This is a genomic window from Nostoc sp. DedQUE08 (assembly GCF_034530895.1).
GTDB lineage: Bacteria > Cyanobacteriota > Cyanobacteriia > Cyanobacteriales > Nostocaceae > Nostoc.
Genome location: NZ_JAVRCD010000011.1, coordinates 38,488 through 55,084 on the forward strand (window position 1 = coordinate 38,488; position 16,597 = coordinate 55,084).

General features: G+C 43.2%; 10 protein-coding genes. 2 read left to right on the top strand and 8 right to left on the bottom strand.

The genetic code is table 11. The features are described from left to right. Nucleotides 1–275 precede the first annotated feature (275 nt). Both RMY64_RS09875 and glf read right to left on the bottom strand, forming a co-directional pair. Nucleotides 276–2,543: a family 1 glycosylhydrolase gene (locus RMY64_RS09875; protein ID WP_322699916.1), complete on the bottom strand. Its 2,268-nt coding sequence runs from the start codon at nucleotides 2,541–2,543 to the stop codon at nucleotides 276–278. A gap of 606 nt (nucleotides 2,544–3,149) precedes the next feature. Then, on the bottom strand, nucleotides 3,150–5,585 hold the full coding sequence (gene glf, locus RMY64_RS09880; RefSeq protein ID WP_322699917.1) for a UDP-galactopyranose mutase: 2,436 nt from the start codon (nucleotides 5,583–5,585) through the stop codon (nucleotides 3,150–3,152). 999 nt (nucleotides 5,586–6,584) lie between these two features. Between glf and RMY64_RS09885 the strand changes: the two genes are divergently transcribed. Then, nucleotides 6,585–6,893 (top strand): hypothetical protein, encoded by a 309-nt coding sequence (locus RMY64_RS09885; RefSeq protein ID WP_322699918.1) that lies wholly within the window; start codon nucleotides 6,585–6,587, stop codon nucleotides 6,891–6,893. A 258-nt stretch (nucleotides 6,894–7,151) separates the two neighbouring features. Further along, the gene (locus tag RMY64_RS09890) at nucleotides 7,152–7,631 is read left to right on the top strand and encodes a DUF4383 domain-containing protein (protein ID WP_322686045.1); all 480 of its coding nucleotides are present in this window, start codon (nucleotides 7,152–7,154) and stop codon (nucleotides 7,629–7,631) included. Here RMY64_RS09890 and RMY64_RS09895 read toward each other — a convergent pair. From RMY64_RS09895 to RMY64_RS09920, 6 genes are all read right to left on the bottom strand, one after another. Next, on the bottom strand, nucleotides 7,628–8,644 hold the full coding sequence (locus RMY64_RS09895; RefSeq protein WP_322699919.1) for a glycoside hydrolase family 43 protein: 1,017 nt from the start codon (nucleotides 8,642–8,644) through the stop codon (nucleotides 7,628–7,630). The genes RMY64_RS09890 and RMY64_RS09895 overlap by 4 nt on opposite strands. Nucleotides 8,645–8,798: 154 nt before the next feature. Next, entirely contained in the window at nucleotides 8,799–9,608 is an 810-nt protein-coding gene (locus tag RMY64_RS09900; RefSeq protein WP_322660974.1) for a phytanoyl-CoA dioxygenase family protein, read from the bottom strand. A 156-nt stretch (nucleotides 9,609–9,764) separates the two neighbouring features. Then, on the bottom strand, nucleotides 9,765–10,031 hold the full coding sequence (locus RMY64_RS09905) for a hypothetical protein (RefSeq protein WP_322699920.1): 267 nt from the start codon (nucleotides 10,029–10,031) through the stop codon (nucleotides 9,765–9,767). Nucleotides 10,032–10,038: 7 nt separating this feature from the next. Next, nucleotides 10,039–10,317, bottom strand: coding sequence for a hypothetical protein (locus RMY64_RS09910; protein ID WP_322699921.1), 279 nt, complete (start codon nucleotides 10,315–10,317; stop codon nucleotides 10,039–10,041). 863 nt (nucleotides 10,318–11,180) lie between these two features. After that, nucleotides 11,181–14,474 carry an efflux RND transporter permease subunit gene (locus tag RMY64_RS09915; protein ID WP_322699922.1) on the bottom strand — a complete coding sequence of 1,098 codons (3,294 nt, stop codon included), beginning with the start codon at nucleotides 14,472–14,474 and terminating at the stop codon, nucleotides 11,181–11,183. An 18-nt stretch (nucleotides 14,475–14,492) separates the two neighbouring features. Beyond that, on the bottom strand, nucleotides 14,493–15,755 hold the full coding sequence (locus RMY64_RS09920; RefSeq protein WP_322699923.1) for an efflux RND transporter periplasmic adaptor subunit: 1,263 nt from the start codon (nucleotides 15,753–15,755) through the stop codon (nucleotides 14,493–14,495). Nucleotides 15,756–16,597: the final 842 nt, after the last annotated feature.

A 16,597-nucleotide genomic window follows, 5' to 3' on the forward strand; every position in this document is an offset into this window, starting at 1 on the left:
GGGAATGGGGCATTGAGAAGAGGCAGAGGCGCAGGGGGAAGGGTGCAGAGGAGAGGACTTTTTCCCCTGCTCCCCTTAAAATTAACGTGAGTTCAACAGACCTCTCACTCCCAGCCTCCCTTTCTTAAAAGGCGAACGCGTTGCGTCTGGGTAAGGAGAGGGAGGAGTAACGGAGTAAGGAGGGTTTTTGCTCCCCTCTCCTACCAGGAGAGGGGCTGGGGGAGAGGTCAAAATAGCACTCGTCGAACTCACGTTAAAATTAGATTGCCAGCCAACTAATTTCTTTCTTCCAAGTAGCGAGAAATTGCACTGTCAAGGTTTGGCATTAATTCACCTCGATTGCTACCGAGAACGCTGTAAGCTGGGCGGGGAGCAATTAAACCAAGCTCTTGCGTCGGACGAGCAATTAGACTGCTGACACTCACACCTGCTTTTTTCGCTGCTAATCGGGCTAAGTCAGCCCAAGCTACAGCACTTTTGTTAGCCAAGTGCCACAAACCTTTCTCGCCATCAATCAATAAATCAAGACTGGCATGAACAAGATCGGGTACATAAGTAGGCGAAACGATCGCATCTTCGGCAGCAACAAAAGTATTTCCAGCAGCTAATTGCCGCAGGGCGATCGTCACAAAGTTGTAATCATCCCACGGGCCGAAAAATGCACTGGTGCGAATTATTAGTGATGCCGGATGAGCCTGTAATACTAGCTTTTCTGCCAAAACTTTGCTGCACCCATATATATTGAGGGGCGCAACGGTATCAGTTTCGACATAAGGATTAGACTCAGCACCATCGAATACCAAATCTGAAGAGAAAGTTACCAGCGCCACATTATGTTGAGCGCAAGCAGCAGCTAAAATCGCTGCCCCTTCAGCGTTTACCTTTAAACAAACATCGGGTTCGCGTTCGGCATCGTCTACTCGCACGTATCCCGCAGCGTTCACAACTGCCCACGGTTGCAATTCGGTAAGTACTTTATTGACGGAAGCAGGATTGGCAATATCCATATCTTGGCGTCTTAGCAGACAATATGAAATTCCTCGGACTTCACACAACCGAGCAAAAGCCTTGCCTAGAGTTCCTGTGGCTCCGACGATCGCCAAGGGACGTACCAATTTTGGATTTTGGATACTTCGACTTCGCTCAGTACAAGTTTTGGATTTTAGATTATTGCTTGACTCATCAGTTTCCGATATTTTGTAATTATTGCTACGACAACTGACTGCTGGATAGACCAAACGCTCTTGTCGATGCCACCATCCTGGTGTATCAAGTAGTGGATGGTTGGGTTTATGCCCAGTGGCTAAATCTCGCACCATTTTAGCGATCGCAGTCTGTCTAGGCTGTGGAGAGCGCAAATCAAATACGCCTGACTCGTAGTATCCTGCCGAGCGAGTCACTAAACTATTCCAATCGTAGCTGCCCAAAAGTGCCCAAGCAGTCACAGCCCGAACATCTGCGCCTTGGTCTCGTAATTCTTGGGCTGCATTCCACACTTCATTGAGCCAACGTAGCTGTTCCTCACGGGTACAACTCAAGTGAACTTCAGTGACAGCAAAAGGTAGTTTGTAGCGTTCCCATGTCTCTTTGAGCAATGTCCGGGGGCCTGCCAAACCCTCAGCACAAACTCGCACTGCCTCTACATCTACATACTTGTCCCGACCATTACCACCATGCGTCCAAGCTGGATAGTTTTCTAGGTTTTCATCTAAAAAGCGTTCGCTTGTCAGGTAATGGTTAATGCCGATAATGTCAGGTGGACAGGTATATTGTAAAAATTCTTCAAGTTCAGTCTCGCTGATACCACAGTCGCGCAAGTAATCCCACATGGGATGAGTTGGGTTGATTCGGCCGCATAATAAATCCAAACTCAACCAGCGACGTTCATTCTCAAATTCTGCTTGATAAGCCAGCTTTGGCGTACTATGAGTTTTACCCAAATCCTCAGTTTGTAGGAGTTGGGCGTTGGGATTGACTTCTCTGATTGCCTGCATTGAAAGAGCGATCGCTTTGCACTCTCCTAACAAAGCACGAGCGAAGGTTAAATCGTCCCGTCCGTGAGGATACCAGTGACCATACATCCCACTAAATCGTGCTGTTGTCAATGGCTCGTTGATGGGTGTGTAATGTGTTACCCAAGGATAGCGTTCTGCAACCGCACGAGCAAACACTGCTAGTTTCTCAGGAAATTCTGGATCTACTAAGCTGGTATCACGCGGCCCACTACCATGATGCACTAGCCCCACAATCGGACGGATGCCGAGTTCGCGCAAGCGTCCCAGCCGTTCATCCGCCCACGACCAATCAGCATTTTTCAAACCATTGGGCGCTATCCTTTCCCAAAGTACTGGATAGCGGATGGCGTGTATGCCAAGTTCAGCGAATAAATCTAGGTCATCTAAGCGGGTTGCATGACCATTGCGTTCTAATTGATCGAAATACTCTTCACCCACACGATTAACCGTACACTCTACACCAGCCCACACTTCTAGAGGAAGTTGTGCTTTGTTAGTGTTGAGTGTCGAGTTGAAAGCAGAAGTCATAATTTACAACTCAAGCTGATATTTTATTTGATGCGTTCTTTTTCAGTTGTGTAAGGTGTGTTATGCCAGAGGCTAACGCACCGCACCATCCTAGATTTTTAGTGCGTTAGGGTAACGCACCTTATTAAATACAGTGCAGTCCTAATTACGAATTAACGCGAGGTGCAACTTCTTCTTAGAATCCCGCTTCCATACCTCTCCTCCACAGGGAGCTACGATCAACACACAAGTCTGAAATAGCTGAAAAACCCAAGAACCTATCCCACTAATAATATTTGTGCTACAAAGCTTAAGTTAATTGAGAACTGAAAACGAAAAATCAAGGTTTTACCCCACCCTAACCCTCCCCTTGCAAAGGGGAGGGAACCGGATTTTTCTTTTTTCCCCCCTTTATAAGAGGGAGGATTAAGGGGGGTAATTTGACTTGTGTATACACGGTAGCCCAATATATCGGGGGGATTAAGGGGGGTAATTCGACTTGTCTGTACACTGTAGTCCTCTACGGGGAGAGAGGCTTTGATTCTTGCTCCCCTTCCCTACAAGGGAAGGGGCTGGGGGTTAGGTTTGAAAGAAAGTTGTACGCGGACGGCGTGAATTACGAATTATTTAAGCCTTAACCGCAATTTGTTTGTACACAGCTAGAGCCTGAGCAACACATTGATCCATGTTGTAGTACTTGTAGGTCGCTAATCGTCCGACAAAATAGATCCCTGGAGTTTCATCTGCCAGCACCTTGTATTTCTTGTAAATTTCCTGATTCTCAGAACGCGGTACAGGATAATAAGGGTCTCCTTCAGCTTTGGGAAACTCATAAACAATACTTGTTTTAGAGTGTTCCTGACCAGTTAAGTATTTAAACTCTGTCACACGAGTATAAAGCTGTTCATTGGGATAGTTGATGACTGGCGCTGATTGAAACACACTCGTGTTATGCGTCTCATGCTTGAAATCAAGCGAACGATATGGTAGTTTGCCGTAGCGATAATCAAAGAATTCGTCAACTGGCCCGGAATATACCATCTCGCGGCAAGGTATAGCTTTTTGAATTTCCTGATAATCAGTGTTAAGCATTACCTTGATGTTCGGATGATTTAGCATATTGTCAAACATCCGGGTAAAGCCGTGTAGCGGCATCGCTTGGTAGCTATCGGTAAAATAGCGATCGTCACGATTGGTACGGGTGGGAATTCTGGCAATTACTGATTTGTCAAGTTCTGATGGGTCGAGTCCCCATTGCTTACGGGTATAATTACGGAAAAACTTTTCATACAGTACTCGACCAACTTTGCTGACCACCACATCTTCACTAGTGCGGATGGATTCTACGGGTTCAGCAAGCGATTTGTAAAACTCTTCCACCTCAAATGAATTGAGATTCATCCCATACAGCTTGTTGATGGTGTCGAGGTTGATCGGAATCGGGACAAGTTGCCCGTCTACACTGGCAAGGACACGATGTTCGTAAGACCGCCACTGAGTAAAGCGCGAGAGGTATTCAAAGACTTCGCGGGAGTTGGTGTGAAAGATATGGGGGCCATATTTGTGTACAAGAATGCCATCATCGTTGTAATGATCGTAGGCATTGCCGCCTATGTGGTTGCGCTTGTCTACAACCAGCACTTTTTTACCTTGAGTTGCCAAACGTTCTGCAATGACGCTACCAGAAAAACCAGCGCCGACGACTAAGTAATCGAAGACAAAATCTCTGGTAATGACATTTGGTGCTTGTTTACCAGCCGCACCTGTGGAGTTAGCTTTGTCTTCACCATCACGCGCTGCAATGGCAGAGTCAATTAGCTTCATCATGGATGCCCAAGTGCGATCCCAAGAAATTTTTTCTAAAAAGGCATCTACTCGACTCAGCCATTCTGAAGTTGGAGTATCCTCTTGCATTGCAAGTTCTGCGGCGGTGACGAACTCAGAAATTGTGTCTGCAATTCGCACCAGTTTTGACTCTCCATAAGGACGTACCACATCTCGAATCGAAGTAGATACTACAGGTCTACCTGCGGCAAGATACTCTGGAGTTTTGGTAGGGCTAATAAAGCGTGTTGACTCATTACGCGCAAATGGCAACATTGCTAAATCCCACCCTGCTAAATAAGCAGGTAGCTGTTTATAGTCTCTGCCACCGAGATAATGGATATTTTCATGCTGTGGCAAAGCTGCGGGATCGATTTTGACAACTGGCCCAATAATTACTAAATGCCAGTCGGGACGGGCTTCGGCAATACCAGCAAGCAGTTCAATATCCATCCGTTCGTCAATTACGCCAAAGAATCCAAGGCGAGGATGGGGAATATGAGCTTGATCTTCTGGTTCTTGAAGATTTCTCGCCTGGCCAAAGTGGGGGACATCTACACTACTGGGAAAGGCATAAACGTTGGGATGCTGGTTCACTTTACTTTCGTAAAGGCTTTGTCCCCCTGTAAATACTAAGTCTGCACGCTTGAATAGTTCGGCTTCGTAATTCTTTAAAGTAGGTGACGCGCCGTGGAATGCAGACAATTCATCCATGCAATCGTACACCACGGCTTGGGGTTGCAAGTGGCGCGTGAAAGCGATCGCCATTGGTGTGTAATACCAACAAATGTATTTGTTGATATTATGCTCTGCAAATAAATTATTAATTAGTACTTGTAAATCTGCGTTGATTGCTTCTTCGCTTAAACCTTGTTGTAGGTGTGGCACAACCACAACTACTCCATTAGAATCTTGGTTTACATCTAACCTTGCCAACGGTTCTTCAGAGAAAATTGCCTCCTCAATAAAGAAGACTCGCTTTCCTTGAGCGCAGCGACTAAGAAGATGTTGTGGCCTTTGATAGACGAAATTCCAACGTAAATGAGATAAGCAAACTATATCAGGTGTATCTTTAAAAGTTTCTGTTGATTGAACTTTTTTATTAGACGAAGTTAAATCCAACAGTGATGTACTCGATGATTGCGTTTGGGCTAGCTGCGATCGCTTTGTTTTACGCTGCTTCGACGAAATAACATTGCTGACACCGTTGTTTTTGACTTGAGATTTTTCACTTGCCATAGTTTGTCTCGTTATTTAAATTATTAATTCTGACTAGCTAAACGCTAATACCTTTTCTTTGTAAGGCAGCATCAAGCTTACTTTCAGGCAAAAGCTTGCAATATATTTTGCTGCTTTTCAATATCGAATCGGTATAATCAATACTTGGCTTGACTGGTTCACTACTTAAGAAAATACTGTTTTATGTCTAATTTTTTCATCTACCAAAATAAATATAAAATTACTTTCTTGATTAAGTCTTAAGCACTATATTTTTATTTTATCTAAAATAGATTATTAACTTATGTAACACAAATAAATATTTATATTGAAAACCATGCAAATATAGTTGTTTTTGTCTGTTCGGTTTCGTACACAAGATAATTAAAATAATTATTAATACTATTAAAATTAATCAATTCAGCTTATTTGGTAACTTAGAGTAAATATTTAACGCTAAATTTATATAACAATTGCCTGGTTTTAAGTATTAAAACAGTATTTTTCTAAAACAAAATATTAATTTGTTATTTAGAATACATATTATTGTAACAACTATTTTATAAATCATAGTAGCAGAACTAATTTCTTTGATTGTTAGTTTTGGTAAATAAGTATTATAAATTTCACTCTGATGATATAGATATTATCTCAACCTTGGGTAGGATAAAAGCTTTTTGATTATGTGTAAGATTGATAATAATTCAATTCATAAACCTCACGCGATCGCTTTTAATGATGGAGCGATCGCGTTTTCTATCTCAGAGTTTTTCCAATAAAATAGGTAGTGCGATAAGTGTAGGCATTGGAAATAAATTAAGTAGTAAAGTTTCTGATTTTGAAAGTTTTTTTTGAAAAATTTAATAGATTTAATGAAAATTCCGACTTTAGATATAAAAAGTCAAACTTACTATTAAAACGACTGACAGAGAATACATTGAAACCTGTGACGGATAACCACAAGTTTTATATTAGCTATAAGGTTATTTATTACTCTATTAGTCGAAGGAATTACGAGTAATGAATGCAAGTCTTTTATCACTACCTAAGTTTCATAGCGGTCAAAAGGTAGAGTTTATCGGCAAAGAAGGCATCATCAAAAATTACCAGCCTCAGTCAGGTAGCTGGGTTTATTTACTAGAGATGCCTATGGGTTTAGAGCCAGAAATCGGTCGGGTTGGTTATGAAACTATGATTTGGCTATCCGAGGTAGATATCTATTCGCCCTTCAATAATTCTTTTCATAATAAAACTATAAATCCTGAACGAAAAATGCCATTTCTACAAGTAGCTAAAGCAACGGAATATCACAGCAATGAAAAGAATTAGTTAGTAAATATTTTTTAATGAAGATCAAACCCATAAGCCTAAAATTCAATTTAAATTATAAGCCTTTTTAAGATAGCGCTTCTTACCTTTGATAGAGTGAAATATATGAAATACGAAGTTGAATTAAAAATATTATGTTGAGATAGTTAACTAGCTAGAGACGATCTATTTATATCTATTAAGAAATTAGATTTTGATGATTTATCAGCTAGGAGTTACTATTTCCTAAACATCTACACACTTACCAAGAGAAACAAGATGGAAAACATTAACCAGGCAAAAATGATCGAGCGTTACATTGCTTTGGCTATCGGAATCAGTTATTTACTTTTAGGTTTAGCTGGATTTGTACCAGCTTTGGTTTCATTACCAGGATCGAGCGAATCTTTTGTTCCACTCGATCAATCTGCTGGTGCTTATTCTGCGGGTTTTGGTTATATCTTTGGTGCAATTCCCACCAATTTTTTGCATAATCTTGTTCGCTGTGCCGTCGGATTGTTAGGAATTACTTCTTACAACAATACTACCACAGCGCGTCTATTCAATCGTGGTTTTGCAGTTTCTTATGCCTTGCTGGCCATCATCGGATTGTTGCCTTTGGGTAAGACATTTTTTGGTTTAATGCCATTGTTCGGTGCTAATGTTTTGCTTAATGCATTAGCAGCGATCGCAGCTGGCTACTATAGCGTTGTTATACCAGCCAAAGTTAGCGGTGTTAATGTATCGCAAAATCTTTAATAGTTGCTGATAGTCTGCGGTGTCCAAGTAGGGCCATTGCAAGATGGCCCTTCTGGTTTCCAGATCAGCATATCTAAACAGATTTGCCGCATATCCATGTTTTTCGTCCAAGCATGGTAGACAACATACTCAGTCTTACCATCTGGCCCAAGAACAATAGAATTATGTCCCGGCCCGATAACAAAATTAGGAACAGACTTTAGCACCCGTGGCCCAGTTTCGTTACCTGCATCAGAATAAGGCCCCATCACGTTGTCAGCAACGCCATAATCTACGCCGTAGTTTTCAGTTTCCCAGCGTCCACCACTATAAAAGCAATAGTATTTACCTTCATGCTTACGAACGCAGGGGCCTTCTAAAGTATGCCAATCATAAATTTCACCATACATCAAACGATTGGCTAAAAACCGTTGCCAATCGGATCGCGCACGTAAAACCACTTTCCCTTCACCAGCAAGCTTAGTCATGGTTTGGAGTTTGTCTACAACTAATGCTGTGCCAGCACGTACTCCATTCGATGTATCCAGAAAGTCACGGGCGTAAAATAAATACCACTGTCCATCGTCATCCTGAAATGGGTGTGGATCGATCGCAAAAGGACAGGACTTTGGATCTACAAGTGTTTCACCAACATCTTGATATGGCCCTAACGGAGTATCGCTTGTAGCTACACGTAACTGATGATTCTTGTCTTCATGTCCTACAGAGTAGTAGAGATAAAATTGGCGATCGCAATAAGCAACTTCGGGGGCCCAAAAATTATCGCCAAGGGCGGGATCTGGCCGTTGTAGCGCGTTACCAACATAATCCCAATTTACAAAATCGAAGGAGCGTAACAGAGGAAAGACACGCGATTTGTTATCGGAGTTAACATTTGGTGCGTCCGCTATTTCGTCTACCGTTCCTTCTGCTTCTGCTGCACCAGTACCGATCGCATAATATACGCCTTCGTGTTGCCAAACAAAAGGATCGGCAAAATAACCTTTGTAGACTGGATTAGTATAGGTTTGCATCTTAATTATCTATGGAATGACAAAAATCCTTCTTCCACTAGTGGTTAGTCAAGTTAAGTTTGCCGGGTTTGTAGTGAGGGCTTTAACGCTTAAATCAAGGACTAAAGTCCTGACTACAAACTTATTTACCAAGCATTGTTGCCTTGAAAAACTACTAGTATTTGAAATTCACGTAAGTCTCGACTTTGTTCTTAGGTAAGCTTTCTACTAGCTGACACCGTAGCATCTGCTTTAGTTTTTCTGGGAGACTATCATAATAGTCTTGTGGGAGAGTCAAATCTACCTTTGGTGTGTGCAACCAATGCATGGCATACCCCATGACTACCATCGGCCTTGGATGGTTTGTCCGATTTGGGGAACCCCGATGTAGTGCTAAAGGCGATCGCACCATCACGTCACCAGGCTGCATATAAAAAGATTCCATCGGAATTTCACCACTGGCAACTTTTTCTAATCCTTCTTCACGCGGTATAACATGGGTTCCACGCGCCATTTGGAACGGGCCGTTTTCTGCGGTTACTTCCACAAGGGGAAAGTTAACTGCTAGGGCGTAAAGTGGGGTAACAATGCGATCGCTAAACAATGGGCGAAAATCCCGATGGGTTTCCTGATAATCTGAACCTTGGAATGGAACATCAACTCCCATCTGAACCATCACGTATTCTTGGTAAAACACGCGATCTAAAATACCCATAATCACTGGATTGGCAAAAACTAACTCATTAGCAAATGGGTAAATCCAAGGCAAGGTTAGATAGTAGCGGGAAACTTCACGAGGAGCCAACCCACCTGGTTGATTTTGACGCTCGTGAAATAATTTTTCAAAAGCTTGTGCCCACTCGTCAATTAATTTTTGCTCAAAAACACCGGGAATTACACAAATTCCGTCTTGATTCAGTTTTTGAGCAAATCGGTCTAGGTCGGTAGCTGAATATTTCGCTATACCGCCTATACTTTGAACCATCTTTTTTATCCTCTTCAACTTATAACTAGAGGCGTATTAATATCAGACCTCTAGGAGATTTTTTATTGCTTGTCGATAGTAGCGCACTATTTTTAAAATTGGTGGCTTATGCCAATCCTCTGTAACAATTAATTTATATTAATTATAACGAATTACTTAACATAACCAAACTCTTTGACACTCCAGACAATGCAACGCGATCGCCTGGCTTTGAAGGGCATCTAACAGTCGCAATGCAGTTGAACTCAGCAAACCATCAATAGACACACCTGCATACATCAGCACATCGGCAGCTTCACGGGCGAAGGTAAGTGCGACTACCCGCTCAATTCCAGAGTTACCACTTGTGAGTATGGCGGTTTTGCCTTGCAGTTTTCCAGAACCGCGATCGGAATTTTTGCTATTGCTGTTAGTTCTTGTCAAAAAATTGTCATAAATTTTCTCGATCTGTACTTGAGTGAATAGCTTTGTTCAAATCCCGCAGCAATTCTTCTTCTGCATCCCGCTCTTGTTTGAGTTCTCGAATCATTTCTTGACTAGAACCAATCAGCAAGCCAGCAACTGCACCAACGACCGCATATTTTTGCTCTAAATCTTTATACATTTGACTTGTGTAAGGACAAGGAAGTAAATTAGCAATAATAAAGCCAATTCCTGCACCTACAAATGCTGTCACAAAGGCAGAAAAAACGATTAATTTAGCGTTCATTTGCTTCGCTCCAATGCTTATAGCTTTGCTAAATTATCAGGAGATACTCTACATTGTGTCAGTGGTTCCCAAAGTTACAGCTTAATCTTTACCTCTTGTAATAATACCGATTCTGGGTTGAGTTGGTACTGAACCCCACCCCCAACCCCCTCCCCGCTCTTCGAGAGTCCAGGGTGGTTTCATACAAGCAGAGGAAAAATGAAACTATAGCAAGGGACTGGGGACTAGGGACTGGGGACTGGGTGAAAAGCCTTTTTGTGTCTAAATTTTATCATCTGTTAATGTTCTAACCATTTTGGCTGTTGCTATAGCTTTCTAAGTACAGCTTTGCGTAAAAGCGTAGTGTTTTTAATACAAGCCGATGTATTAACAAGGCCGCGGCCGCATTCACAATACAAGCCGATGCATTAACAAGGCCGCGGCCGCATTCACAATACAAGCCGATGTATTAACAAGGCCGCGACCGCATTCACAATACAAGCCAATGTATTAACAAGGCCGCGGCCGCATTCACAATACAAGCCGATGTATTAACAAGGCCGCGGCCGCATTCACAATAGACCTCTTGCAAAAAGCAATGAAAGCAAGAGGTCTATTGTGAATGGCACGCTTGTTAACGGCAAACCCATTATATATAAGGCTTTTGGGTGTGGGGTGTGGCTGAGTGGGTGTAGTAAGTCAGAAATTTATTTGTATCCCCACTCATATTTACTTTTCTTGATTTTTCCCTACACCCAACACCCTACCCCCAACACCCTGCCCAAACGAGCTTTCAGCTTTACAAGCGTGCCATTCGATGCAGTAACCAATCTTTTGTCTTGACGGCGATTCATCGCGTTTCTTGCCTTAACCCTATTCCTTTTTTACTTACTCGAATCATTACGTTTGTTATCATCAGCATTCTGCTTGATAATTACAGATGAATGTTGATGAGCGTTCGTCGTTCGCGCAGCGTCTCCGACTGGAGTTGGCATCGCTCTTGATTGTCCATCTTCGTTTCCATCTGGGGATGGCGGTTGGGAAGGTTTAGCAGGTTTTTTCTTCAAGAAGCGTTCTTCCAAAGTCTTGATGATTACGTACAGGACTGGAACAATCAGCAAACTCAAAATCGTTGCTACGAGTAGCCCGCCAAATAAGGCTGTTCCTAACGACCAACGCGAGGCAGAACCGGCTCCGGTGGCAATTACCAGGGGGAAAAATCCCAGCAAGGAAGCGCTTGAAGTCATTACAATCGGTCGAAATCTTTCTTGCGCTGCGGTTACGGCTGCTTGTCGAATTGTCATACCTTGTTCAAGACCTTGATTGGCAAACTCGACAATCAAAATCGCGTTCTTTGACGCTAATCCAATCAGCATCACTAACGCCACGTTTGCGTAGACATCATTCACCAAACCGCGCAAAGATAAGGCACTCAATGCGCCTAACAACGCTAACGGTACAGTTAACAAAATAATCGCCGGATCGATATAACTTTCATACTGAGCAGCCAGCGTCAGAAACACCATAATGATCCCGAAGCCAAAAATCAAAATCCCCAAGTTACCTGCACTTAATTCTTCGCGGGCAGTTCCAATCCAATCACTGCCAACACCTGGCGTTGCTGCTTCAGTCACCGCTTGTTGCATTGCTTGAATCGCCTGTCCACTACTGTAGCCCGACGCTTCTCTACCTTGTAAATCGATCGCTCGGAAACCGTTGTAATGGGAAATTACAGATGGCCCTGTAGTAGGTGTAATCTTTGCAACCTCACTCAATGGCACCATTTGGTTATTTGCCGATCGCACATAAAGCCGTTGAATATCATCTGGCGATCGCCGATAGTTAGCATCTGCCTGAACATATACGCGGTAGCTACGCTGTCCCAAAGTAAAATCGTTGACATACTGGGAGCCAATTGCAGCTCCGAGTGTGTTCACAGCTTCTTGAAAATCGATGTTGAGTGCTTCTAAACGAGTGCGATCGAAGTCAATTTGAAACTGTGGTGTACTAGCAGTAAACTGTGTAAAAACGCCGCCTTTGAGCGCTGGTTTTTGATTTGCTTGGGCTAGCACCGCTTGAGCATTCGCAAAAAAATCATTGATTGTTAATCTGCCGTTGGTACGGTCTTCTAGCTGTAACTCAAATCCACCTAATGTACTAAAGCCTTGAATCGGTGGGGGACTGACTGCGGTAATAATAGCTTCTGGAATCGTTGCAAATTCTTTATTGATTCGGGCTAAGATTCCAGAGGCACTTTGATCGGGTTGACTGCGCTCCTCCCACGGCTTGAGTTTTGCAAAGAAGACACCGCGATTTGAGCCACTACCTGCAAAGCCAAATCCCGAAGTGGCGAAAACGTTACTCACCTCTGGTTCTTTTTCGAGAATTTGTTCGAGTTTTGTAATTACTTGGTCGGTATAGTTGAGGGCAACTCCATCTGGCCCTTGAATAATACCTAAGACAATTCCCTGGTCTTCACTCGGAACAAATCCGGTGGGAACATGGGTAAACATAAAATAAGTTGCAGCTAAACCAACCACAAATAGTCCGATTACCGCATAACGAACGCGAATCAGAAAATTCACCGTCGCTAAATACTTGTCAATAATCCATTGTAAAATTTGATTGAAACGACCAAAAAACCAACCAAGCGGGCCGCGTGCAGGCCGAGGCGGGCGGAGTAAAATTGCCGCTATACTCGGGCTAAAGGAAAGGGCATTAAACGTTGATATGGCGATGGAAAAAGCAATAATCAACGCGAACTGTTGATACATTTTTCCTGTTGAACCTGGGAAAAATGCCACCGGGATAAACACCGCCATCAATACCAGCGACGTTGAAACTACCGCTCCGGTAAGTTCATCCATTGCCTCGACTGATGCTTGCAGTGGCCGGATTCCCTGTTCAACTTTGCGGGCGATCGCTTCAACAACGATAATGGCATCATCTACAACTAATCCTGTTGCCAAAATTAAGCCGAATAACGTCAAATTATTCAACGAAAATTTAAATATATAAGCGAATGCTAACGCCCCAATCAGTGAAACAGGAATGGAAACCAGGGGAATAATTGTGGCTCGCCAGTTTTGCAGAAACAGAAAAATCACCAGTACGACAAGAGCGATCGCTTCAACTAGTGTTTTCAATACTTCTTCGAGTGACGCTTGCACAAATCCTACGGTATCGTAGACAATCTCAGCTTTTAAGCCTGGTGGAAAGTCTTTCATCAACTCATCCATCTGAGCCTGAACGTTTTTCGCCACATCCAGGGCGTTACTACCAGGTAATTGATAAATTGCGATCCCAATCGACGGCTTACCATTATTTCTAGCGTTGCTGCTGTAAGTTTCTGAGCCGAGTTCTGCACGACCCACATCTTGGAGTTTAATTAAATTGCCATTACTTCCGGCTTGAATAACTAGATTTTCAAACTCTGACGCATTTTTAAATTGACCATTGACTCGCAACGGAATTTCATAACTTTGACCTGGAGGGATAGGCGATTGACCTAATGTTCCGGCTCCGGCGAGAATGTTTTGCGATCGCAATGCCGTAGCAACATCTGTCACAGTTAAGCCTCGACTTGCCAGCGCATTCGGATCGAGCCACAACCGCATTGCATATTGCTTTTCACCAAAAATTGTTAAATCCCCAACTCCTGGCGTTCTCAGCAGTTGGTCTCGCAAATTCAGATCGATATAGTTACTAATAAACAGCGCGTCATACTCATTATTTTCGGGATAAAGAGCATAGACTAACAAAATACTTGTAGAAGATGTTTGTGCTGTCACACCGAATTGTTGCACCGTTGTTGGTAAGCGAGGTGTAGCACGGGCGAGGCGGTTCTGGACGTTAACTTGAGCAATATTTTTATCTACCTGCGACCCAAAATATACTGAAATTTGGCTACTACCTGCTGAACTGTTCGAGGTCATGTACTGCATTCCCTCAACGCCGTTAATTTGTCGCTCCAGCGTAGTTGTCACCGCAGTTTCAACAGTTTCCACATCCGCCCCAGTATAGGAAGCTGAAACTTGAACGCGAATCGGTGCAATATCTGGCAAGTAATTAAGCGGCAGCAACGGAATACACACACCACCGACAATCAGAATCAGTAGAGTGCAAACGGTAGTTAATACCGGGCGTTTAATGAAGGTATTCGCGATCGAAAAAATCATAAATTATCGATCCTGGATTTATGACACTGGTTGGATTGGTGCGCCTTCTCTAAGTTTGAGAATGCCAGAAGTTACAATCGTTTCGCCGGATTTAAGCCCATCGATAACTTGATAATTGGGCCCTTGAATATCTCCCAGGCGCACTAAACGCTGATGCACAACTTGCTGCTGTTGTCCATTGACGGTTTTGTTTTCGGTGACAAACACAAAACTTTGTCCACCAATGCGAGAAATTGCAACGGTGGGAATCAAGATACCTGGTTGTCGATTCCAAATCACGCGAGCTCTAACGTATTGTCCATCGCGTAATCGCCCTTGTGAATTTCGAAAGCGGGCTTTACTCAAAACTGACTGTTGATTTGAACTTACATTTGGAGAAATGTAGCTAATCGCACCTGTACCAATCACTTGCTGGGTGGTAGGATCGATTAGCTGCACGGGTAAGTTCGTTCGTAATTGGCGCGATCGATTTGAGGGTATAGAAAGATTGAGATCCAGTGAATCGTTTTGTGTGAGTGTGGTGATTGTTTGTCCGATGTTGACATAATCTCCAACCTTGACCGGAAATTCACCAACTACGCCAGTAATGGGTGCTACCACTTGCTTGAAATTGAGGCTGACTCGTGCCGCAGCCGTGCTTGCTTGAGCTTGGCGGATGTTTGCCTGTGCTTGGCGGACGGCTGCCCTAGCTGCTGCGACTTGCTTTTCGGATGTTTGCAGGTCTGCTTGAGCAGTTTGTAAATTATTTCGGCCAATGTCTGACTCTTGCCTAGCTACGGCTCCTTCGCCGACTAACTGTTGGGTACGATTAAATTGTGTCTGTTGCAGTTGAACATTTGCAGCCGCTTTGGTGCGTTGGGCTTCGGCTTGTTGTTGCTCTGCTTGAGCAGTAGCCAATGCTGCTTGCACCGAATTAGCAGCTGCGATCAAACTGGCGACATTAGCCTGAGCCTGATCTAAACTCAAAGATGCGATCGGCGTACCCTGCTGCACTCGCTGACCGCTCGACACGAGAATTGATTCGATTCGTCCTTGAGTTTGGGGCTGTAGTATAACTTTTTGTTGCGCTTCCAACGACCCCACAAACTCGGAACTTTCTTCGATTGTGCCTGCGTCAATTCTCTGAAGTTTTACTGGCAATGCTGGCGGGCTTTGAGCATTTGCTGCCGGATCGTTTTTTTGACAACCACTCGTCAATGCTGTGAGCATTAGTACGATAACTAATACTGGATTTGCGAGTAAAAAGTTTAAGTGTTTAAGTAGATAATTACGTTTTAGCATGAAACCAAATGCTGATTAGTTAAATCTAGGACTTACGCACGAGTTACGGAATAACGTAGACGCTTCGGCTTGCCGCAGGCTACCGCAGAGGCACAGAGAAGCCAGTGCGCCCTTGCGGTTCCCCGACTTGTTCGCTTTTAGCGTTCCCGCAGGGTAGCAACTGGCGTGGCACGGAGAAATCAGAGTTTGAGAGATATTTTGCGTAAGTTCTAAAATCTATACACTGTATAATTTTTCCGTCTCAATCTAAGGGATTAAGAAAGCCTCCAGCTTTGCTGCAAGACAGCAGAATTCAGGAGTCAGAATTCAGAAGTAATCGATTACTTATTAAACCCGAATCACCCCACCCCCAACCCCTCCGCAGGCGGGGAGGGGAGACAAAGCACAGCTTTGGCGGGGTGGGGTTCTTTTATTATGGGTAATTTAGCGGACATGATATAAAACAGGTTTTATACCTGGCTTTGAAACTTAGCTTGTGTACTTCACTAACTTGAAATCCGCAATAAACTTTCTATATGTCTAGATATTTTATCGATTCGCATTAGATGCATCTTTCATCGCATCACAGCTTTACGTCAAACAAACTTATCTCCAAAAAATCTTTAGCTTAATACTACGTGAGTTCGACGGATTAAAAAAAATACCAAAGATAGAGATAATTAAGTTTGTAGGGTAGATATCAAAGATTTTTGAAAATGATAAATAAGTAAGTTGGCACAATAAAAGCAAACTATGTAAAGAAAAGTAAAGAAGGCTTAAACTCTTTTTCCTTCTGCTTCTGCCCGATCGCAACGAGAATTATTTCAGCCAACCTACTTAAGTATCTGACTTTGTATCTTAAA

Excerpts from the sequence above, each read along its gene's own strand:
- RMY64_RS09875 (WP_322699916.1), bottom strand. The coding sequence starts at position 2,543 with ATGACTTCTGCTTTCAACTCGACACTCAACACTAACAAAGCACAACTT.
- RMY64_RS09920 (WP_322699923.1), bottom strand. The coding sequence starts at position 15,755 with ATGCTAAAACGTAATTATCTACTTAAACACTTAAACTTTTTACTCGCA.
- RMY64_RS09900 (WP_322660974.1), bottom strand. The coding sequence starts at position 9,608 with ATGGTTCAAAGTATAGGCGGTATAGCGAAATATTCAGCTACCGACCTA.
- RMY64_RS09890 (WP_322686045.1), top strand. The coding sequence starts at position 7,152 with ATGGAAAACATTAACCAGGCAAAAATGATCGAGCGTTACATTGCTTTG.
- RMY64_RS09885 (WP_322699918.1), top strand. The coding sequence starts at position 6,585 with ATGAATGCAAGTCTTTTATCACTACCTAAGTTTCATAGCGGTCAAAAG.
- RMY64_RS09895 (WP_322699919.1), bottom strand. The coding sequence starts at position 8,644 with ATGCAAACCTATACTAATCCAGTCTACAAAGGTTATTTTGCCGATCCT.
- RMY64_RS09915 (WP_322699922.1), bottom strand. The coding sequence starts at position 14,474 with ATGATTTTTTCGATCGCGAATACCTTCATTAAACGCCCGGTATTAACT.
- glf (WP_322699917.1), bottom strand. The coding sequence starts at position 5,585 with ATGGCAAGTGAAAAATCTCAAGTCAAAAACAACGGTGTCAGCAATGTT.
- RMY64_RS09910 (WP_322699921.1), bottom strand. The coding sequence starts at position 10,317 with ATGAACGCTAAATTAATCGTTTTTTCTGCCTTTGTGACAGCATTTGTA.